A 20478-nucleotide genomic window follows, 5' to 3' on the forward strand; every position below is an offset into this window, starting at 1 on the left:
TGACTTAACCAATATCTCATTTAGTTCAACAGGAGAGGAGGATAAGAAAGCAGATATAAAGCTTATTCGTGATTACAATGTCAAGACAGCTAAAGAGACATTTACAGTTCTTGTTGATGGAGAAGAGATGTCTCTGCTATCAACTGATGATGAAAAACATATTTTGTTAATCAATATCTAGTGCCTTTAGAAATAGCAAAGTTTGTCTTTTTGATGCAGAAAAATAGCAGAAATAGCCTCGTTAAAACCAAAGGATCAGGCTTTATTGATCAATAAGGCTTTTGGTCAAATATTAGGGCTAGATACATATGAACATCTACTAGCAGATTTAGATATTTATAAAGGGATTGAGCAGAAAGCTGTAGCCAGTAATGATGTTAAATTAAGCATTACCAACCTTGAGGCAGAACTAGCTAAGGTTAAGCTTCAAATCAAAGAGATAAAAAAGGAGCGGAGTAATATTGAAGAAAAAGTATCAGAGTTAGAGGAGGATATTAGTCTATATACTAATGAGCTAATTCGACGAGGACATGGATCTCTTGGTGAAAATATTGATGAGCTTCGGGAAAAGGAACAACAGTTAAATGTTGAGTTAGAAAAAGCCTCTACACGTTTTAATAATGCCACAGAGCTAATACCTCTATCTATTATTGCTCATAAATTAGCTGAGGCTTGCGAACATATTGATAAGGAGGAACAAATTCAGAATGCAGTAATAGAGAAAAATGCAATTGCTGAGAAAACAAAAGAATTTACAGATAAGCTTTTTGGTCAAGCTCCATTGATGCCAGAAGATGATGATATTAACATAGAGCAAAGATTTTTTTATTATGAGTTTGTTTAAAAATTTCGTTTTAGGAAAATAAGTATAAAGGCTAAATAGTGTAGACTCGCCCAGTTGTCGGCTTTTCTTTCAAAACGAATGAGTAAAATTTTGAATGCGTCAATCCATGCGTTAGTTCGCTCAACAGAAAAGCGTTCTTTGTAAAGTTCCTCATCTATAATATCTTGATAATAAGCTTTTTTTCTATTTCTTTTGTTGTGGTCAATATTAGGGATAATGCCCATTTTTTGGCAGTTTTCTCTAAGTTTTTTGCTATCAAACCCTGCATCAGCATTCATAAATAAACCATCAGGAGAGATGTCTGAAAGCTGCAGATCGGCAAGCATTTTTTGGAAATGACTCTCGATTTCAAACAAATCATTATGGTTTCCCGCAAAAGGCGGAGACATAGCGATTGGCAGCCCATTTTTATCTGTGAGAAAGAGAGCATTTGTGGTTTTGGACTTTTTTCGGCCCTGATAACCCACAGCTTCGCCCCCTCTTTTCGCTGGGGTATGACTTCCGTCAAGCTGTATACTAGATAAATCTAAACAAGATTTTTCATGGGCTAGAAATTGGATCCACACTTTTTGCCAAATACCAGACTCGGACCAGCTATTGAAGTAGTAATATACTGTTTGCCAGCAAATTAGAACTTCGTCAAAAAAAGATTGTATCGGTAATTCTCTCCACTGACAACCTGTTTTAAGCCTATAAATTATCGCTTTAACAATTTGCCACAGAGGCGCTTTGGTTTTTCGAGCCAATTTTTTTTCGGGAAAAAATGCTAATATTTTTTCCGTAATAAATTCTTTTGATAAATTCACAACCATGTTGCAAAGCCTTTTTTTGTTTTTGTCGTAATCAACAATAATAAGCGCTTTGCAGCATTTTTTTTTGCCTTAGTCTAGCTGCTGACTAAAAAATTTAAACAAGCTCTATAATAAGGCAAAGGATTTACTTGGACAGCTAGAAAATAGCTCTGAAAACTTAGACATAGAAATTGCTTTTGAACATGATCTTGATAAATCTGAAATAAAGCATATTCGGCAAGTATTTCAGTTTATTCAGGGCAACTCTAAAAGTACTTTTGAGGCTATTTTTAATAGCTATATGAGAGCCAATAATGACTACCAAGAGGCTCAAAAACAGCTGAAATTTGCAGAGTCTGCTTCAAAAGATGCTTTTGTTAAGGACTTTAGGCAGAAGAAACAAGAGGCTGAAAATATCAAAGCAGAGTACAATAGAACTTTGGGGGCTCGAGATAGTGAACTTCACAGTCTTGAGTTTAAGCAAAAAGAGATTAAGGCGGAAATCAAAGCAACCTTAAATAAGGTTCAGAAGTCCGAAGCTGTAGAGAAAAAACTAGAAGTTGTTAAGCGCTATGAAAAAACGCTACGTGCTTTCATTAAGGAGCAAAAGGCTATCAAGGCAAAAGTACTAGAAGAAAAGCTTTTGACAGAACTTAAAAATTTATTCCAGAAAAAGGCTTTTATCTATCGAGTAGAGGTCAATATTTTACCCCAGTTTGGTTTAGAGGTTAAGCTATTTGACAAGTCTGGTAAAGAAATAAGCCAAGCCTCAGATATGTCAAAAGGAGAGCAGCAATTATACATATCAGCATTGCTTAAGGCAATTTTATCAGAATCAGTGCATAGTTTGCCAATGCTTATTGATACTCCCTTGGGGCGTTTAGACCAAGAGCATAGAAATAATATTCTAGAGCATTATTATCCATCAATTTCTGATCAAGTGATTATTTTCTCTACTGATACAGAGATTAGAACAACTGATTTTGAAAAAATCAAAGAAAATGTAGCTAAGACTTATCGTCTACAACACACAGATGGTAAGACAGAAATTCTTGAAGGTTATTTTGAACATACTGACGCATGAACCGAATAAAGACAGCAGAAAGAAATAAACAGGTTGTATATAATCTAACCAAGCATAGGTTTGGGTTTAAAGATGAAAAGGTTATTGCTCAAATTGCAATAGCTTACAGTATACAGCTTAACAAATTCTTTTCTCAGGAGGAACTTGACGCTCCTGCAGATAATAAGGGAAAAGAGTATCCTGACACCCTTTTAGGTGAGTTTAATAGAACTACCAATGATTCAATATATAGAGTCATACTAAATCAGCATTATAGTCGAAAGCTTGATGAAGATGAATTTACTAAGTTGATCAAACTTCATATGGATCATGGCTTAGATGTTTTGAATAGAGAGATTTTAGAAAATAATCAAGGTAGGAATGCACATATTGATTTACTATTAAGCATCATTAACAATGGCCTAAGCTTAGTAAATCCAACAGAGTTTATAGGGGAGTCTCAAACTATAAAAAGCTCCTATAAACCGCTTGCTTTCAATGGGTTGATAAAGGTTGAGCTAGGTAAGGACTCAGAAAGTGGAGAACCTGTAGTTCTAAGAATTAACGATGAAAATAAATTTGATAGCCAACATTTTGCTGTAGCTGGTATGAATGGTTCTGGAAAAACAGAACTTGTTAAGGATATTCTCTATCAAATTAACAAGCAATCAGAAGGGACCGTTAAATATGTATTCTTTGACTATAAAGGAGAGGGAGATGGAGGAAAACTAAAGTCATTCCTTGATGAAACCAACTGTAGTTTTATAGATATACAAAAGGAAGCATTTGATTTTAATCCTTTAGGATTTATCAATATCTCAAATGAAAGAGAGCGAAATTACCATATCAAAACTTTTAGAGATACGATTGCTTCTATCGATAAGAGAATTGGGGTAAAGCAAAGGAATAGTTTGGAAATTGCTATTAAGAACGCATTTGATGAAATGGCAACCTCTGGAGAAATACCAACTATTGAGAATGTATACTCTCATTTAGAAGACTACTACTCTTTATCAAATAGCAAAGAGGATACGCTTACTAGTATTGTTAGGGAGTTGTCTGAAAGTATTTTTAAGAGTGAGTGTAGCTCTGGTGAAACACTACTAAATCAAAATACTTATATCAACCTACCACCAACATTACCAGATGTAGTTCGGCAGGCTTCAGTCTTCCTTATTCTTAATTACATCAAGAATAAGTTCATTGCTTGTGATGATGTTGTTGCTTCTTCAGACAGGGTTAAGCCAATAAGATATGTCGTTGTTATAGACGAAGCACACGCTTATCTTAAGCAGAAAAATATGGCTTCAGTCTTAGAAGACTTACTGAGAATGATTCGTTCTAAAGGTGTTATTGTTGTTATGATTTCTCAAGGTGTACAAGAGTACAAGCAAAAGGAGTTTGATTTTGCTTCACAAGTTAAAATTCCAATTCTCCTCAATGTTCAGAGCAAAGACCTAAAAACAGCTAAGTCATTTTTAGGGACTCCAGCAAACTCGGCTCCTTTAAAAACAGCCTTGAATAATTTAGGTAGTGGTCGAGGAATCATTTCAGTGGAAGCACCCACTTTGTTAGATATAAATATGTATTGGCAACGAAGTAAGTAACTAATAAAACTATATAACATAATGAGTACAAAAATAAATACAGAAGCTCTTTTAGAAGAGGTAGGAACCTTAGCTAAGCTAGAACAAGTAGGTAGAATTGGAGAAGTTATTTTAGAATCTTGTGAAGCAACAAGTATTGAAAATAAAATGTCATCTTCAGAAATTTATGAAATATATCGGCAGCTACTAGAAAAAGAACCAAATTTACCAGATATATCTAAAAATACTTTTGTTGTTTACTTATCAAGAATATCTAGTGACCAACATACAAAAATTATTTGCCCAGGACATAGACAAGGCTATTTCTTAAATGAACTGGTAACAAAACTTGAAGAGTTAGAAAATGATATTGCTTTAAATAATTCAGAAGCAACAAGGGCTGCAATTCAGGAAAAAGACTTGTATCCAATATTAAAAGAGTGGCTTTTTAAGAAGAATTATGATCGAGTGGCGGATATTTCTGCTTATCGCGCAAATGGAAAGTGGGGAAACCCTGATTTAGTCGCATTAAGCATTGAAGAGCTTTACGGAGCTACAGAACTAGAAATAACAACAATAGAGGCTAAATTATTTGAAGATCAATGGGAGCAATGGATTTTTGAGGCAATAGCTCATACAAGATTCTCCAATCGATCCTATTTTGCATTCCTTTATCCTGAAGAATGGATTTCTAAACTAGACTCAACAGATTTGAAGCTTTATGCAGAACATTTTAATATTGGAATCTTAGTTTTGGGAATAGATGATGACAAATATTTAAAAATAAAGTCTAGAGAGGAGACTCAGATTACTTCAGAAGAGGTTACTGTTTTAGAGTATCATCAAGCTCCTTATAATAACACACATGTTAAACTTAGGAAGAAGTTTTTAAGCTCATTAGATATATTAGAGGATAAGAAAAAGCTTTATAGCTTTGGAACAGATTTAGATTAACTTTCGGAAAAGACCAAGAGGGACTACCTTTTGGTCTTTTTTATTATGGTATTACCAGATCCTCAAGCGGCGAAGCCGCTATGGCCGAAGGCCAAGGCCTAGCGATGTGCAGCAGTGGCCCGCAGGGCCAGACCAAGGCAGCGAAGCTGCCGAAGGGCCGAGCAGACCTGCGAGCTGCGAAACGTAGCGCCGACGACCGAAGGGAGGCGGAGGCCCCAAAACAACATCGAGCTGCGACAACAAGAACTTTAGTTCGTCTTCGACGACCCAAGGGAGTAAACGTAGCGCCGCAAGGCGAAGCCGCAGCGACAACAAAGACTTTAGTCTGCAGTTCGACGACTGAAAGGAGTAACGCCCCAAAATAATAGCATCCAGTATATATTTACATTAACTAGCAGCAAGCCCTATTGGGGGAAAAGCAATTGGGGCCAAGCCGCTGCGGGAGCAGTGATTTCGAGGAGGAGAATAGCCCCCTCTTTTTGGCTATCGATTAGTTTTAGGGGAAGTTGTTTTTGGTCCTGATAATAGGCCTGTACCAAAGGGGGGAGCTCCTCCCAGCTAGTATTGCTTTGATAGCGACTAAAGCCATTGAGCAATAAATAATAGCGGGTATTGGGCTGGGGCTGTTCTTGCGCCGCCTGCTGGTAGTCCCAAAAAAGGACCTGAGATTGGGGGGGAAACTGCATATAGTATTCGCCAAAATTGCGCTGTACAGGATTGCTAATGACTATGGCCGCCTGCTGCTGATCGGGAGAGAAATGCCGCAGGATTAGTTCCCGCTGTTCGATATAGCCTTGGGTTTGGGCATATTGCATACTTTGGTAAGTGGGGTAGGCCAAAGCCAAAATAAATAGCGAGATAGAGAGCGCCCTTGCCCCAACCATCAAGCGCTGGGGAGAAAGCGCAAAAAGCGAAAGCGCCAAGGCCCAGCCCCCAATAGATAGGGCATTGCCATAGTCCAGCCAATAGGCCAGGCCGGTCCAAAACCATAAGGGCAGTAGTAGTCCAAACGCATACTGCTTGCGCTGCCAAAAGGCCTGTAAATAAGGGGCGGCGGCAATGGCGGCCAAGGGGGCCAAATATAAAAAGTGACGGACATCCGTGCCGCACATGGGCACATAAGCCTTATAAGAAATCGTCATGAAATAGGCCGAAAAAACACTGAGGCCCAAGCTAAGGCTCCAAAAGGCAGACTCGCTGTCTATTTTCCAGAGCCTGCCTTTTAGGAAAAAGAGACTGCCTAGGCCCATGCCCAAAACAGGCAGCAAACCGCTGCGAAGAAATAAAAGGCCCAAACCATAGCTAATGCGCTCTAGTAAATGGGAAATCGGGAGTTGGTCGTAGCTGCAGGGATTAAAATAACTGCCCAGCTCGATCGCTTTGAAGCGATAGAGGAAACTGCCTGTTTGTCCATAAATCACCCCAAAATAAAGGGCAAAAAAGAGGATCGAAAAGCCAATCGCCCAAGTCCAAAAGGCGAGATATTGGCGGCGGTAAAGATCTAAAAGAAAGAAGACAAAAAAGACCGGCAAGGATAAGATAATAGTCTCTTTGGCCCAAAAAGAATAGAGTAAAATCAGGCTAAAGCTCAGGGCATAGGGCCAGCTTGGACCAGCCTGCCGCCTAAAGCGGAGTCGCCAAAGACAGAGAAAAAGGCCTAGGGTCCCTAAAGCGACTAGAATATCGGGCATGACCTTATCCGAATAAAATAGGCTCCATTCATTGAAGAAAAAGAGCAGAACGCCCCAGATGCCGGCCCCTTTCCAACGGCCCCCCAAGCTCCAAAAGATCAGTAGAGCCGTAGCGCCCGTGATGAGCATGGCGGGCAGGGCCCCCGCAAAATCATTGATGCCAAAAAGGGCATAGGAGAGGGCCGTGGGGAAGATCGTCCCCCAGCGATAGGCATAGTGGTCGTCGCCTAAATGAAACTGCCCTTGTACCAATTGAGCGGCCTGATACATATAGCCCATGACATCATCATAGCCATAGTGACCATAATAGCCAAAGAAATAATGCCCCAACAACAGGAGCGAGAGCAGGGCGCTAAGGCCCAAATAGGAGAGAAGTGATTTCATGCTGCTTGTTCTTGGGCCAAAGGTAAGCAGTGAAGGGCAGAAGAAAAAAAGAAGATATAGATTGCTGTGGGGGAAAACCCTCGGCTAGCAAAAACGGTCCGCAGGGCAAGTTAAAAGCTGTGGAGGGTTTCAACCCTCCACGCTATGGATGTAGGTTGGTTTTTGTTGTCTGGCTGTGGGTTTCAACCCAGAGGTATTATAGTAATTCAAAAGACCTGTAGGGTTAAAACCCTCGGCTCCTAATGAGTAAGGTTGGAGCAGTCAATCATCGCCTAGGGACAAGCCCCTAGGCTAATCCAATGGAGTCAGCCCTGACGAGGGCCTCAACTGCTAAAATATAGGGCTTGGCTCCATCATTATAGCAAAGAAGGGGCTGAATCAAAGGCCCTCTTTAGAGGGCTGCCTGAAAAAGCTAGCCTAGGGGCTTGTCCCTAGGCGCAGAAAAGGGCTGTGGGTTTTAACCCAGAGGTTTAACAATTCCTAATAACTAAAGTATTCATTTTTAAGGACCTGTAGGTTAAAACCTACAGCAAGTGGGTGGCCAATAGGGATGATAAAAAAGGAGCCCAGGGTTAAAACCCTCGGCTCCTAATGAGTAAGATTGGAGCGGCTAATCATCGCCTAGGGACAAGCCCCCAGGCTAATCCAATGGAGTCGGCCCTAAAGGGCCTCAAATACTAAAATATAGGGCTTGGCTTAATCATTATAGCAAAGAAGGGGCTTATCTAAAGGCCCTCGCAGAGGGCTGTCTGAAAAAGCGAACAAGGACTTTCTCCGTCAGTTCGCTCAAGTTTACAACTCTGGGCTTCAGCCCAGGGCGCTAATCACAGCAATTGTTTTTACCCCTGAATTTTTTGTGTGGAGTTGTTTTATGGCCATGGGCTGAAGCCCATGGTTGCTGGGCTATGCAAACTGGCGGGCTAAAGCCCTTGTTTGCTGATGGAGCCTAGTGGAACAGAAAATCCCCTCGGCTGAGGGGATGCTGTTTTTTTAATTAGCCTAGGGGGTTGGGTATATTTTTTAGGGATAAAAAGGTGTAACTTAGGACTTGTAAAAAAAAGAGGTCATTTTACTAAACAAATTACCCATGGGCCAATTATTATATACGATAAAAGAAGTTTTTCAAAAAGAAGGATACCTTTCTGCCTTTAAGAAAGTAGATTATTACATCCCCCTATATCAGAGAGGTTACAAATGGACGTCTAAACAAGTGGATAAATTGCTTGATGACATCCATCGATTTGAACCAGAGGGAGCAAAGTTTTACTGTTTACAAAATATTACACTTGTTCCAGAGGGTACTTGTTTTAATGTTGTTGATGGTCAACAAAGACTGACAACTTTAGTGCTTCTATTGTCTTACTTAGGAGATAAAAATCTTGTTAAGGACAAGCTTAGATTTCCTAAACATTCTATTCGACGTTATACCAATGATTTCTTAAAAGAGATAGTCACTAAGGAGGAGTCTGTATTTCCAAACTCCTCTTGGGAAGATTTTATTCTAACAAGACAATACTATGATCGTCAAGATATCTACCACCTATTTGGGGCATACAAAGCTATTGAAAGTTGGTTTGAAAAAAAGAAGTTATCTAATAATAAAGATAAATCTAAATTTAGTGATAAAATTTTAAACCATGTAAAAATAATTATTAACAAAATTGATAAAGAAGGCAATATTAGTGAAGAAAAAATTTTTGGCAATCTAAATTCTAAAAGAGTACCGTTAGATGGTGCAGATTTAGTTCGAGCCATTATTATTACTCGTGTAGCAAAAGAAGAAGGGGAAAGAGAAGGAGATATAAAGAATATTGTCCGAGTCAATGAGAAGCGAGTAAAAATAGGTTGGCAGCTTGATCAAATCAATAATTGGTGGAGTAGAGAGGAGGTAAAAAACTATTTTACTCAATTTATTAGTATTAAATCCGAAGAAGCTGGAATAGGGAACAAACTTTTTAAAGAAAATAAATATCCCATTAACTTATTGTATTTATTATTTGCTGAAAAACAAGGGGAAAGTGAACTCACCTTAGAGTTAATTGAGCGTTATAATAATAATGCTATAGCATTATATAAAGAGCTTTTAGAACTCAATAACAGCCTAAAAGATTGGTTTGAAGATAGGGGATTATATCACTATTTGGGCTTTTTATTTTTTAATGATAATCGTCCAAAAAATAAAGGTGGAATCAGCTTTTATAAAATTTGGGAAATTTGGAAATCAAGCAAAACTCGATCTACTTTCAAGATACTCTTAAAAAAGAAAATGAGAAGGCTCATCAAAAAAGATGAGGGAGCTTTAGATTTTACCAATATGGAAATAAATTGGTACGATGATAAAGACAAGACCTCGGTGAAAATTCTAGTTCTTATGGATGTGATTCACTGTTCCCAGTTTGAGGGACAGGCTTTCCTACCTCATACAGCCTTTACAAAAGCGAATAATGACATTGAGCATATTTTCCCTCAAAACCCTGCCGAGATCAATAAGAAAAAAGATTACATCCATTTTCTCAATACTCATATTGTTCCCAAAGAGAAGCAATTCGATCTAGCTAATTTTGACTCAAAAAAAGAAGATGAAAAGTACTTGCTTAACGTAGATAATTTCATTGAGGAACATATTTCCGCTATTAAAATTAACTCTATAGGAAACCTTGTTTTATTATATTCTTCCTTAAATAGAAGTTTGGGAAATAAAGCATATACTTATAAAAGGGCAAGAGTTGTTGAATACTTCAATAAAGGGCATTTCATTCAGCCCCATACTTTTAAAGTGTTTGTGAGGTACTTTAATAATGAACTACATGAAAATAAAGATTTGGACTATTGGACGAATCAAGATATAGAAGCCAATGCTATAAAAATTACCCAAACCATTCAAAACTTTTTCAAAACAGAGACAGATGACCAATAAAAAATCTATGGAAGAAGTTTCCATTACAAGATTAATAGAGAGATATGACTTAGTTGTTCCAGAAATTCAAAGAGAATATGTCTGGGGTAATAATGAATATGAAATTTTGGATATATTCCTATCTGACATAAAAGAAGGGCGCAACAATATATCTAGAACCTTTAATATGGATACAAAAATCCAAACACTCCTTGAATTGGCTAAAAGTGCGGACGATAATACTCGAAATGTTCTTTTAGAATCCGTAGAAACACTTAAATCGGACAGCATTAAAAACAATAGCATTAACATTGGGTTCCTATACTCTTATAAACCAAGCTATTATATTAACAATGATAGAGATGAAGATGTTTATCTTATTGATGGGCAACAACGATTCACTACTTTGTTCTTGATTTTGTTCTATTTCGGTTTGAAAGAAAATAGATTAAATGATTTCTTGGATCTTTTTCGTTTTAATTCTTCTTTGGAGAAAATCGCCTTTGATTATCGAGTAAGAACGTTAACGCATCATTTCATCATTGACTTACTAAGTTATACCCAAACACTAGAAGACCTTCTTGAACTAAAAGATAAGAATTGGTTCTTAGCAAATTATCAAAATGATGTAACCGTTCAATCAATCGTAGGGTATTCAGAAGATAAATCAAGAAGAGGAGCCTTTCCTATTATTCATCAACACTTCAAAGATGACAAAACAAACTATTTTGACTTTGTTAAGGACAATATCAAATTTTGGCATTTTAAAACAGAAGAATCTTCACAGGGAGAAGAACTGTATATTACCATGAATTCTCGAGGGCAAGAATTAGCTGATAATGAAACAATCCGAGCTAAGCTTTTTGAACCGCTATCTCCTAAAGAAGCTATAGAATGGAGTGAAAAATGGGAAGAATGGCAAGACTTTTTTTGGAAAAGGAGGAATAAAAAATCCTTGAACTCTAGTGCAGACAATGGCTTTAATGAGTTTTTACGCTGGGTTCAAATCATCAAAATGTCTGTGAGGCTGGATAAAGAAAAAAAAGAGGCTTTATCAGAGAACTCAATTGAAGATGTAATTCAATGGGATACAGTAAAAAAGCTAGATGTCAATTACTTATCCCTTCAAGAAATTTACTTGTATTATAAGGTTTTATGCTATTTGTTTGAAGATTTTAATTTAGATGTTGAGCTTTTGAAATCTAAATATAGTGGTTATTCTAACTTTGATCTTTTAAAGACTGACTGCCTGTCTCCAACTAAAGGTACTATTTCCCAAATAGAATGTTTTCAACTATTGCCAGTCTTACATTACTGCAGCAGAGTCCTAGAAGCTAATGAGAAAATAAACGCCCCCAATTTATTTCGACTAATAAGATTTTTCTTCAATTTGAGCAGAGATACTACCATTAAAAAATCAGCACGTAAGCTGACTATAAATGCTATTGAAATAGTCGATAAGTTAGCAGTTAATGCAGATGTATCAGACATTATTGGCTTGACGGATGAGGTGTCTAAGACTATTCTTGATTCTGAAGAAAAAATAAAGTTTGAAAAATATAAAACCTCTTCTAAGAGAAGAGAATTAGAAGCTTTATTTTGGGAGGCCGAAGATATAAAACAAGTAGAGGGTAAAATTAACCACTTAATTGAATTTGTAAATAATTCTACAACAAGTGATGCTGATTTTTTACCTTCTTTCAAAAAAATTTTAGATTCTTATAAAGAGCTAATTCATTCCGAGGAAGAAATATGGGGCGATTTATTACCAACAGGGGTTTATCATGAAAATGAGCATCGAGTCTATTACGACCAAAAATGGTACAAATCGGATGACTTTTTAAGCTTTACTGAAGATAGAAAATTAGCTAAAGGTCTTACTTTAGATGAATTTCTTATAAATAAAAGAAAAGACTTTATTAAGCAAAGATATCTTAATGCGGATAACTTAAGAGCTGAAACTACTCTTAAATATCAATTGTACCTTTATTATATTTTACACCAAAATATTCTTAATCAGTGGAGATGGAATGGGCGGAATTTTGGGGTTTACTATCAAGAAGAAGTACCTGATGCTGTTTCTCTTTTTAATAATAATAGAATTTATCAATACTATAAGACGCGATGGCGTAGAGGACATACAAATGGAATATGGTTGCAAGATCACTACATCCCCAAAACAAAATACTTTGGCCGCCTCATTACTTGGGCGTCTAAATAAATAGTTGTTCTCTAATTATAGGCTAGACTGTAGCTGAATGAAATTTGCCAGTTATTGCTTAGCCCCCAGACTGTACAAAGAGGGCGGTTGGTTAAAACCAACCGCCCTCTTTGTATTAAGACTCAAAACGGCTATCGAGTTCTTCAAAATTGTAGCGAATAAAGCAGCGGCGACCTCTAGGCGATCGCTCTGGATTTTGGCAGGCAAAGAGTCGATCAATTAGGGCTTGCATTTCCATGGGGCTCAGCCGCTTGGGTTGTTGTTTGGCCATGCGCATAGCCATGGATCTGGCCATATTTTGCTCAAAGGAAAGCGAGAGCGATTGGCCCAATTGATATTGCTCTAAGATTTCTTCTAGCCAGCCATCTTCTTCGCCCAACTGCTCTAAATAGGCGGGCACCGAAGAGATCACAAAGGTAGTTTCGCCCATGGGGACCAGCTCAAAGCCCATTTTCTTGAGTTCGGGCAGCAGCTCTTGTAAGAGCTTGGCATCGCGCAAATTTAGGCTCACACTAATGGGGAAGAGGCTGTGTTGTTGGACCAGCCGCTTATGTTCTAGCCGCTGCAAATAATCATCATAGAGGATGCGCTCTAGGGCGGTCTGCTGATGAATCAATAAATAACCTGCTCTTAATGGGCTAATCATATAGCCTTGGCCCAAATAAAAGAGCTCTTGTTTGGGGCCTTGGCCCATTTGCAGGGTCTCTTCTTCTTCCTGTTCAAAAAGCGGGCTTTGGGTAGACAACTTGGAGGGTAGGGGCTGTTGTTCTTCTTCCTCATCTTCTAGGCCCGCATAGAGCTTCTCCCAATGCGCCAGATTGTTTTTCTCCTGCTCTGTTTTTTGAGGCGGACGATAACCGCCGCCACCACCGCTAGTTGTAGACTTTGAGCTGCTCGTCTTATTGGAAAATAGCTGCTGTTTTTCCATCTGTTCCCGCTCCAATTGCTTACTAATGCTCGATTCCTGATCAAAATCAATGCTGGGCGTCACATGATGCTGGGCCAAAGCATGGCGGGTACACACACGGAGGTAGTTATAGATCAGGCGCTCATCCTCAAACTTAATTTCTTGTTTGCTAGGATGGACATTCACATCAATTTTGGCCGGATCTAGCTCAAAGAAAACCACATAAAGCGGATACATCTTTTGCGGCAAGAGGTCCTCATAGGCCTGAAAAAGCGCATGCTGCAAATAATTACTTTTGATATAGCGCTGATTGACGTAGAAATACTGATCACCACGCATCTTGCGGGCAAAATCGGGCTTGCCCACATAACCCCAAATCTTAATAATATCCGTCTCCTCCGCAATAGGAATCAAGGCTTGGGCGTACTTCTTCCCCAATACCTGAATAATCCGCTGTTTGAGGTTGCTAGCAGGCAGATGAAACTGCTTTTGGCCATTGTGGTGCAAGGCAAAAAAGATATCGGGATGAGCAATGGCAATCTGCTGAAACTCATCGAGAATATGCTTAAACTCTACCTTATCAGACTTGAGGAAGTTGCGTCTAGCAGGAATGTTGTAAAAGAGGTTCTTGACCGAAATACTGGTCCCCGCTGCCGCCTGACAAGGCTCTTGCGAGATCAGCTCAGACCCCTCTACTTGTAGACGAACGCCCAGTTCCTCACCCCGCTTTTTGGTCCGCATTTCTACCTGGGCCACCGCCGATATAGAGGCCAGCGCCTCCCCCCGAAAGCCCATCGTATGCAGATTAAAAAGGTCTTCTGCCTTCTGAATCTTAGAGGTCGCATGCCGCTCAAAACTCATCCGAGCATCGGTCTCACTCATCCCAATGCCGTCATCAACCAACTGAATGAGGGTTTTTCCCGCATCATTAATGATTAGCCGAATGTTTTGCGCCCCGGCATCAATGGCATTTTCCATCAATTCTTTTACCACAGAAGCGGGCCGTTGCACCACCTCTCCGGCGGCAATTTGGTTGGCAATATGGTCGGGCAACAGGCGAATAAGGTCTGCCATAAGGAATATAAATTAAGAAACTAGGAATTGGGAAACCAAAAGTTAAGCAAGCCGGGCAACCAGCGCTCTAGGGCCGCATAGGCCGCAGCCGTCAAGATGCCCAAGATAATTAATAGACGCAAAATACCACCAGACCAAAGCCCACGATGCTCCCGCTTGGCAATCTCTCTGGCCAAACGAAGCTCTTCACGAATGCGCATTTTAGTCACTTCGCGGTCAATATTTCCCGTCTTTCGGCCTTCCGCTGCACGTACGCGGTTCTCCAAGGCCTCTTTTTCCGCATCATAAAAACGCGGCTGATAACCAAATCCACGAGGCTGATGCCCCCCTAGTTTGAAGAATTTAAGCATAATGGTTCCTCTATTAATTGGAATGAAGATAACGAACTTATCTTAAACTAAAAAGCTTTGGCAATTCTCTTAATATCTAAAGTGATTTTAGCTTTTTCTTCTGTTTTTTTTGGGGCCTCCGCAGCAAAGCTGCGGCGCTACGTTTCAGGGCTCGCTATTCGCTCGGCCCTTCGGCGGCTTTGCCGCCTCGGTCTGGCCTGACGGCCACCCTTGCACATCGCTAGGCCAAATGCCCCAGCTTCGCTCTGGGCCTCCCAGCCATAAATAATAAGATTATTTAGACAGAAAACTGGCAATTCTAAAAATAAAAACTTACCCTATTGTTATTAAGTTATTTACGACAAAAACGACAGTTATGAAATTGCCTTCTTTTTATGTTCTTTTCTTCTTGCTTTTTGCTGCCCTTCCTCTTTTGGGCCAAAGCCTTCCTGCAGAGGTCATCGCCGCCGATAGTCGGCTCGCCAAGGCCTCCGAGGCCATGATTGCACATTTGGTCAGTCGGGCCCATGCCTATCATATTTGTGCCGAAAAGCCAGAAATTAGGGCCAAAATCAAGTCCTTTAATCGCCGATCCCAAAAAGCAATCAAGGCCTATAATAAAGCCAAAACCACTAGCAAAAAACTAGCGGCTAGCAAAGAATTACTGCTGCTCATTGAGCTACGGCTTGCCATTTTAGACTGCTTGCCCTATCATGACAATGCGGTGCTCTCTCCTGAAGCAGAACAAGCAGAGTTTTGTAAGCTGCTCGGACGCAGCCATATACCAGAGCTGGACCGAGAATATATGCTGGCCCAACTTGAGCTAAATCTCTATATTTTAAAGCATTTGCCCGGCCGCAAGAAAAAGAAATGGCTGTTGCAGTATGCACAGCAAAGTATTGACTTTATAGAGGCCATGCATGAAGTGAATAAGGGCCTGAAAAAACGAGACTAATCGCTAAATCTCCAAATATGCCCCTGGGCCGTACCCAAATACCAAAACTGCCCGTCATGGGCCAAGGATAGAATTTCTTCGCCCTCCAAACCAGCCAGTTTTTGCCAGTTTTCTCCGCCATCATGAGAGAGGAGCAGGGCCCCATCTTTTCCCCCTACGGCCAGACGGTTTTGGTCTAGGGCCAAAATAGAGCGCCAGCGGTATTTGGGGCTCATGGTGCGGCCAGACAGCAGCTTTTGCCAGCTTTCTCCGCCATCTTCGGTTTTATAAACACTGCCATAATCGCCCGCTACAAAGGCGTTTAGGCTGTCTGGCCAACTGATGGCCCTAAAGTAGTTGCCTTGGGGCGGCATGGGGGTCCAGTTTTGACCATGATCCTCTGTTTTTAAGATCAGGCCATAACCAACGGCTAGGGCTTGGCCATTGGGCCGACCCGCCAAATCGCTAAAGCTGTGCAAAAAGCTATCGGCTTGTAGTAGGTTGGGGAATTCTCCATTGCCCCTTAGGCGATGGATGCGCCCCTGGCCCAGATTTTCGCCAGCAACGAGAATACCCGCAGAGTCAGAAAAGAAATGGCCCGCAGAAAAAAACTCCCAGCCAGGCATATAGAGGCCCGACCAAATTCCGCCTGCTCGATAATAAACCGTGTTGCCAATGGGGTAGGCATATAGTCGGTCTTCTAGCCATTGTAAATCTCGTACGGCATGATCGAGCAGGAGCAAGCTATCCCAACTAGGGCTATCTAAGGCGGTGGCCCAAACTCCTCCTTGGTCAAAAAGGTTGCCCAAACCAATATATAGGCTATCGCCATGAAGCAATAGACTATTTACGGGCAATTGATTGGGGGCCAGCCATTGCGTCATGGGCCGTTCTATGGGCGCTACCTTTTGGCAGGCCAAGCAGCTCAAGCCGAGCAAAAAAAGTAGAAATTTATTGTAGGCCATATTTATCAATCAGGTATACCCAGGCGGCAATACCGGCGGCGCCTAGTTCTAGTTCTCTGCGATGCACATTTTCAAAAACATCAGTTCTAGAGTGGTGATAGTCAAAATAACGTTGAGAGTCGGGACGAAAGCCAAAAAGGACTACACCCAACTTTTTGAGGGGACTAATATCGGCCCCAGAACCTCCGGTAGTGAGTTCATAAAAGCCATAAGGGGCAACCAAACTTCTCCAGTTTTGGGCCTTGGCATAGGCGGGTTTTAGAATATGAGGCAGGGCATCCATGGCAAAGCCTCTAGGGGCATGTCCACCTCCATCAGATTCAATAGCGGCAATGTGTTTTTCGCCTTTGCGCTGGGCTTCGGCAGCATATTTTCGGCCACCCGCTAGGCCACTTTCTTCATTGGCAAAAAGCACGCAGCGAATTGTATGTTTGGGCCGAATGCCTAGGGCTTTAAAGCTATGCAGGACCTGCATAGCATGCACACAGCCGGCTCCATCATCATGGGCCCCTTCGCCCAAATCCCAAGAGTCGAGATGGCCGCCAACGACAATAATCTCATCGGGATAGACCGAGCCCTTAATTTCGCCAATTACGTTATAGGTTTTTCGCTTGCCCAAATCTTGGCAATTTAGCTCGAGCAAAACCTTGGCCTTGGGTTCTTGGGCCAAAAGGGCCGATAGTTTATCGGCGCTTTGGATCCCTAGGGCTGCGGCAGGAATTGGCTTTTCTTGTTGAAAAATGGTCACGCCAGAGTGGGGAACATCATCATTTTTGAGGGTAAGAGAGCGAACTAGGGCGCCCAGGGCTCCTTTTTGGGCGGCCACTTTTGGTCCAGAGGTCCGTTGTGAGCCTGCGGCCCCATAAGCGTGAAACGTATTGATCTTTTTGGGGTCCATAGGCCCATTAAAAAAGACAAACTTACCTCTAACTTGGCTACTGGGCAGTTTGCGCAGCTCGTCTACGGATTTCACCTCGATGACTTCTGCCCTTAGGCCCAAATTTGGGGTGGGGGCCGAGTAGCCCAAGGCCACCACAGAGAGTTCCAAATCGCCTAGAGTATTAGATTGGACCACTTTACATTTTTCTATGTTTCCACGGCTCCAGTGGCGGACCTCCACCTCTTGGGTCCAGACCTTATCGCAGCCAATACTATCTAGAATTTGCTGGCTGTATTCTACGGCGGCGGCGCCAGCGGCAGAGCCTGCTACTCTATGGCCTACTTCTTTGCAGAGGTAGTGCAACCATGGGTAACATTGTCCCTGGGTCAAAACATGATCAAAGAATTGAGCAACCTGTTCTACTTCCTCATCTCCGGTTTGGCAAGATGCCTTTGGGCCAGATAAAAAAAGAGAGCAGAGGAAAAGAGCAAAAAGGGAGCGCATAATGTGGAGAATTTAGGCAAGAAAAAGAAATACGGTAGGCCGTTTATGGAGTTCGGGTAGTTCTCCTTTTTTCCATTCGGCTACAGTTTGGCTTTTAATATATTGGCTGGGCAGGCTAATATCTGCGGCCACGCAAAGTCGGCAATGCTTGGGTAATTGGGCCAAAAGGTCCTCTAGCATGGCCATATTGCGGTAAGGCGTTTCGATAAAGATTTGGCTACGGCCTTCTTTTTTAGATTGGGCATAGAGCTGTTTAATTTTTCTTTGGCGATCTCCTTTTTTGATGGGCAGATAGCCTTCGAAGCCAAAGCATTGGCCATTGAAGCCAGAGGCCATAAGGGCCAATAGGATAGAGGAGGGGCCAACTAAGGGGACCACCTCGATGCCTTTGGCATGGGCCATTTCGATAACGGCGGCGCCGGGGTCGGCCACGCCGGGGCATCCTGCTTCAGACATCAGGCCGATGCTTTTGCCCATCTTGAGGGCGGGTTCTAAGAAAGAGGGCAGTTCGGCTAGGTCGGTGCGTTTGTTGAGTTCAAAAAAGGTCATTTCTTGAAAGGGGATGGGGGTTTTCCAATTCTTGAGAAAGCGGCGGGCGGTTTTGCCTCGCTCCACAATAAAATGGTCCAAACTATGCACCACTTGAATCACTTGTTGTGGGACAGGTAAATAATCGGAGGGGCCCAAAGGGACGGGAATAAGGTATAATTTAGCCGGCATAAAGGCAGAGGGTTGAGATAGTTTAATGCCTACAAGATACGGAAGTCCGTCAAATTCTTAAAACAGAGGGCTAAAAGCGGCAGAACTCTTTTGCTGCAGGGCCAAGCTTTGGGGCTTGGGCGGTGGTTGAGGGATGCTTTGTGCAGAAAACTGAGCATAAGGATGCTTGGACAGAAAGCTATCTTGATAGGGCTTTATGACAAATAGCCATATTGATTTTCTTAGTGGGCATAAGCGGATTGTGCCTAGCCCAATGCTTCTTTTGATAAATTGAGCAATTGCTACAGGGTTGTTTTCGCAAGACGGCTCTATTTTATTACCTTTAACTGTTGAAGGTATGCAATAATGGAACTCATCTGCAGAGATATGAATACCAATGTAATGTTTCATTGTATTATCTTTTTTATTGCCGGCCTAAAAATTTTAGGCTAAAGTGCTTGGCGGCTAGCCCTCGGCTGAGGGATGGATAAGGGTGGCCCGCAGGGCCAGACCGAGCAAAAAAGCGCAGCTTTTTTGCGAAGGGCCGAGCAGACCTGCGAGCCCTGACACAGCCCGACCCGCCCGCAGGGCGGGGCAGCCCCAAAATAAAAAAAGATGAAAATACATTTTGCTACATCCTTGATTATCTGTTTGTTGTTGCTTGCTTGTACTGTAGAGCAAGCCCAAGAACCGCTTGTAGAAGGGCCAGAAAAAGCGCCCAAAACCGCAGACAGCAGTTTGTATATATCGACGGATGGGCGGGGAGCCAGCCTGAGTCTGAGCAGTCGAGAAGGAGAGTTGAAAGCGGCGCCAGATTGGGGGGCAAAGAGCTTGCGAAGCTACCATAAAGGCAGTAGTTTTCGGTATTTGGGGCGGATGAGCAAGGCCGAAAGTTTGATCCGTTTAGAGGGGGTGGACCATAGGGAGCCTTGGCTAGAAGTAGAGGCGGCGGATGGCTATAAGGGCTGGTTATTTGGGGGTTGTTTGAGTTTTGACAGTCTACCCTCGGAGGATTTGCGGCGGCTTTGGTTAGATCGTCGTTTATACTTCTTTTTTGGCGATGAGTTGGCTGCGGAGGTCAAGCAATATCAGCGGGAGGCGGCGGAAATTCGGAGTTTGCCGGCTTTTCGGATGATGTATAAAAAGGGGGGGAACTTAGAAATGGCTTTGGAAGAGCGGGTGAATGAGGCCTTGGCTTTAAGTTCGGCAGATAGTTTGGCGAATTTCTTTTGGTTGCAGCATGTATTGCCGGGTTATTTGGTCTATTTGCCGGCCCCCAAAACCGAATATCAGCTTTATCGGGATTATAGATATTGGGGGAAGTTGGCTGGGCAGACGGCAGACAGTTTAGATGACCAATTGGTGGAGTTTTTTTATGCGGCCTATCCTTTAGACAGTTTGGGTTATTCTTTGGGGAGTTGGAGCATTGCCTTATTGGAAGAAAATCGGGAATACAGCTTATTGGGGCGGGGGCAGCATTTGGCCCTTTTTGAGCGACTGGATGCGCTTTATCAGAGCGATTTGAACTTAGAGGAAGCCTTAGATCCTTTTAAGCAAAAGCTATTGGATGATATTTTTTTGACGGAGCACTACTGGTTGAGTCGGGAAGAAGTTTTGGCGGAGCTCCAAGCTATTTTGGCGGCGGACTTCTCTTGTTTGCAAAAATCGGAGAAAGTAGAATTATCGGCACGCAAGGCTATGTTGGCCCAGGGGCAGGCAGAATTTGGGGGCTTAGAGAAGTTAGAGTAGGGGGGAG

General features: G+C 41.8%; 17 protein-coding genes. 9 read left to right on the top strand and 8 right to left on the bottom strand.

Annotated features, from left to right (window positions below; genetic code table 11):
• Together SAPGRDRAFT_RS23120 and SAPGRDRAFT_RS12865 are read left to right on the top strand one after the other, a co-directional pair.
• A partial coding sequence (locus SAPGRDRAFT_RS23120; protein WP_037350223.1) for a hypothetical protein occupies positions 1 to 181 on the top strand: 181 nt, incomplete at its 5' end.
• Positions 182 to 265: 84 nt separating this feature from the next.
• On the top strand, positions 266 to 844 hold the full coding sequence (locus SAPGRDRAFT_RS12865) for a hypothetical protein (protein ID WP_037350224.1): 579 nt from the start codon (positions 266 to 268) through the stop codon (positions 842 to 844).
• Here SAPGRDRAFT_RS12865 and SAPGRDRAFT_RS12870 read toward each other — a convergent pair.
• Complete coding sequence (locus SAPGRDRAFT_RS12870) at positions 841 to 1656, bottom strand: IS5 family transposase (RefSeq protein ID WP_002657728.1); 816 nt, start codon at positions 1654 to 1656, stop codon at positions 841 to 843. The genes SAPGRDRAFT_RS12865 and SAPGRDRAFT_RS12870 overlap by 4 nt on opposite strands.
• Before the next feature lie 280 nt (positions 1657 to 1936).
• Here SAPGRDRAFT_RS12870 and SAPGRDRAFT_RS12875 point away from each other — a divergent pair, with 280 nt between their 5' ends.
• The 3 genes from SAPGRDRAFT_RS12875 to SAPGRDRAFT_RS12885 are packed head-to-tail and all read left to right on the top strand — an operon-like array spanning position 1937 to position 5238.
• A complete protein-coding gene (locus SAPGRDRAFT_RS12875) occupies positions 1937 to 2719 on the top strand; it encodes a hypothetical protein (protein ID WP_037350226.1) in 783 nt (260 codons plus the stop codon).
• Positions 2716 to 4305, top strand: a complete 1590-nt coding sequence (locus tag SAPGRDRAFT_RS12880; protein WP_002659646.1) for a DndE family protein — start codon at positions 2716 to 2718, stop codon at positions 4303 to 4305. Before SAPGRDRAFT_RS12875 ends, SAPGRDRAFT_RS12880 begins: the two co-directional genes overlap by 4 nt.
• Before the next feature lie 21 nt (positions 4306 to 4326).
• The gene (locus tag SAPGRDRAFT_RS12885; RefSeq protein ID WP_002659647.1) at positions 4327 to 5238 is read left to right on the top strand and encodes a hypothetical protein; all 912 of its coding nucleotides are present in this window, start codon (positions 4327 to 4329) and stop codon (positions 5236 to 5238) included.
• A gap of 404 nt (positions 5239 to 5642) precedes the next feature.
• On the opposite strand, the gene SAPGRDRAFT_RS12895 is transcribed toward SAPGRDRAFT_RS12885, so the two are convergent.
• Positions 5643 to 7313, bottom strand: coding sequence for an ArnT family glycosyltransferase (locus SAPGRDRAFT_RS12895; RefSeq protein ID WP_002659648.1), 1671 nt, complete (start codon positions 7311 to 7313; stop codon positions 5643 to 5645).
• A 1087-nt stretch (positions 7314 to 8400) separates the two neighbouring features.
• Here SAPGRDRAFT_RS12895 and SAPGRDRAFT_RS12900 point away from each other — a divergent pair.
• The gene (locus SAPGRDRAFT_RS12900) at positions 8401 to 10230 is read left to right on the top strand and encodes a DUF262 domain-containing protein (protein ID WP_002659649.1); all 1830 of its coding nucleotides are present in this window, start codon (positions 8401 to 8403) and stop codon (positions 10228 to 10230) included.
• Positions 10220 to 12430, top strand: a complete 2211-nt coding sequence (locus SAPGRDRAFT_RS12905) for a GmrSD restriction endonuclease domain-containing protein (protein ID WP_002659650.1) — start codon at positions 10220 to 10222, stop codon at positions 12428 to 12430. Before SAPGRDRAFT_RS12900 ends, SAPGRDRAFT_RS12905 begins: the two co-directional genes overlap by 11 nt.
• Before the next feature lie 115 nt (positions 12431 to 12545).
• Here the strand turns inward: SAPGRDRAFT_RS12905 and mutL are convergent, their stop codons facing one another.
• Both mutL and SAPGRDRAFT_RS12915 read right to left on the bottom strand, forming a co-directional pair.
• Positions 12546 to 14411 carry a DNA mismatch repair endonuclease MutL gene (gene mutL, locus SAPGRDRAFT_RS12910; protein ID WP_002659651.1) on the bottom strand — a complete coding sequence of 622 codons (1866 nt, stop codon included), beginning with the start codon at positions 14409 to 14411 and terminating at the stop codon, positions 12546 to 12548.
• Between the two features lie 20 nt (positions 14412 to 14431).
• On the bottom strand, positions 14432 to 14761 hold the full coding sequence (locus tag SAPGRDRAFT_RS12915) for a hypothetical protein (protein ID WP_002659652.1): 330 nt from the start codon (positions 14759 to 14761) through the stop codon (positions 14432 to 14434).
• A 355-nt stretch (positions 14762 to 15116) separates the two neighbouring features.
• On the opposite strand from SAPGRDRAFT_RS12915, the gene SAPGRDRAFT_RS12920 reads away from it, so the two are divergent.
• On the top strand, positions 15117 to 15695 hold the full coding sequence (locus tag SAPGRDRAFT_RS12920) for a hypothetical protein (RefSeq protein WP_002659653.1): 579 nt from the start codon (positions 15117 to 15119) through the stop codon (positions 15693 to 15695).
• On the opposite strand, the gene SAPGRDRAFT_RS12925 is transcribed toward SAPGRDRAFT_RS12920, so the two are convergent.
• Genes SAPGRDRAFT_RS12925 through SAPGRDRAFT_RS12940 form a run of 4 tightly spaced genes read right to left on the bottom strand, consistent with a single transcriptional unit; the run spans position 15692 to position 19133 of the window.
• The gene (locus SAPGRDRAFT_RS12925) at positions 15692 to 16639 is read right to left on the bottom strand and encodes a WD40/YVTN/BNR-like repeat-containing protein (RefSeq protein ID WP_002659654.1); all 948 of its coding nucleotides are present in this window, start codon (positions 16637 to 16639) and stop codon (positions 15692 to 15694) included. The genes SAPGRDRAFT_RS12920 and SAPGRDRAFT_RS12925 overlap by 4 nt on opposite strands.
• Positions 16626 to 18023 (bottom strand): M20/M25/M40 family metallo-hydrolase, encoded by a 1398-nt coding sequence (locus SAPGRDRAFT_RS12930; protein WP_002659655.1) that lies wholly within the window; start codon positions 18021 to 18023, stop codon positions 16626 to 16628. Before SAPGRDRAFT_RS12930 ends, SAPGRDRAFT_RS12925 begins: the two co-directional genes overlap by 14 nt.
• Before the next feature lie 12 nt (positions 18024 to 18035).
• On the bottom strand, positions 18036 to 18743 hold the full coding sequence (locus tag SAPGRDRAFT_RS12935; RefSeq protein WP_002659656.1) for an SAM-dependent methyltransferase: 708 nt from the start codon (positions 18741 to 18743) through the stop codon (positions 18036 to 18038).
• Between the two features lie 57 nt (positions 18744 to 18800).
• A complete protein-coding gene (locus SAPGRDRAFT_RS12940; protein WP_002659657.1) occupies positions 18801 to 19133 on the bottom strand; it encodes a hypothetical protein in 333 nt (110 codons plus the stop codon).
• 204 nt (positions 19134 to 19337) lie between these two features.
• Between SAPGRDRAFT_RS12940 and SAPGRDRAFT_RS12945 the strand changes: the two genes are divergently transcribed.
• On the top strand, positions 19338 to 20471 hold the full coding sequence (locus tag SAPGRDRAFT_RS12945) for a hypothetical protein (protein ID WP_002659658.1): 1134 nt from the start codon (positions 19338 to 19340) through the stop codon (positions 20469 to 20471).
• The last annotated feature ends 7 nt before the right edge of the window (positions 20472 to 20478 follow it).

Source organism: Saprospira grandis DSM 2844 (genome assembly GCF_000275825.1).
Taxonomy (GTDB): Bacteria; Bacteroidota; Bacteroidia; order Chitinophagales; family Saprospiraceae; genus Saprospira; species Saprospira grandis_A.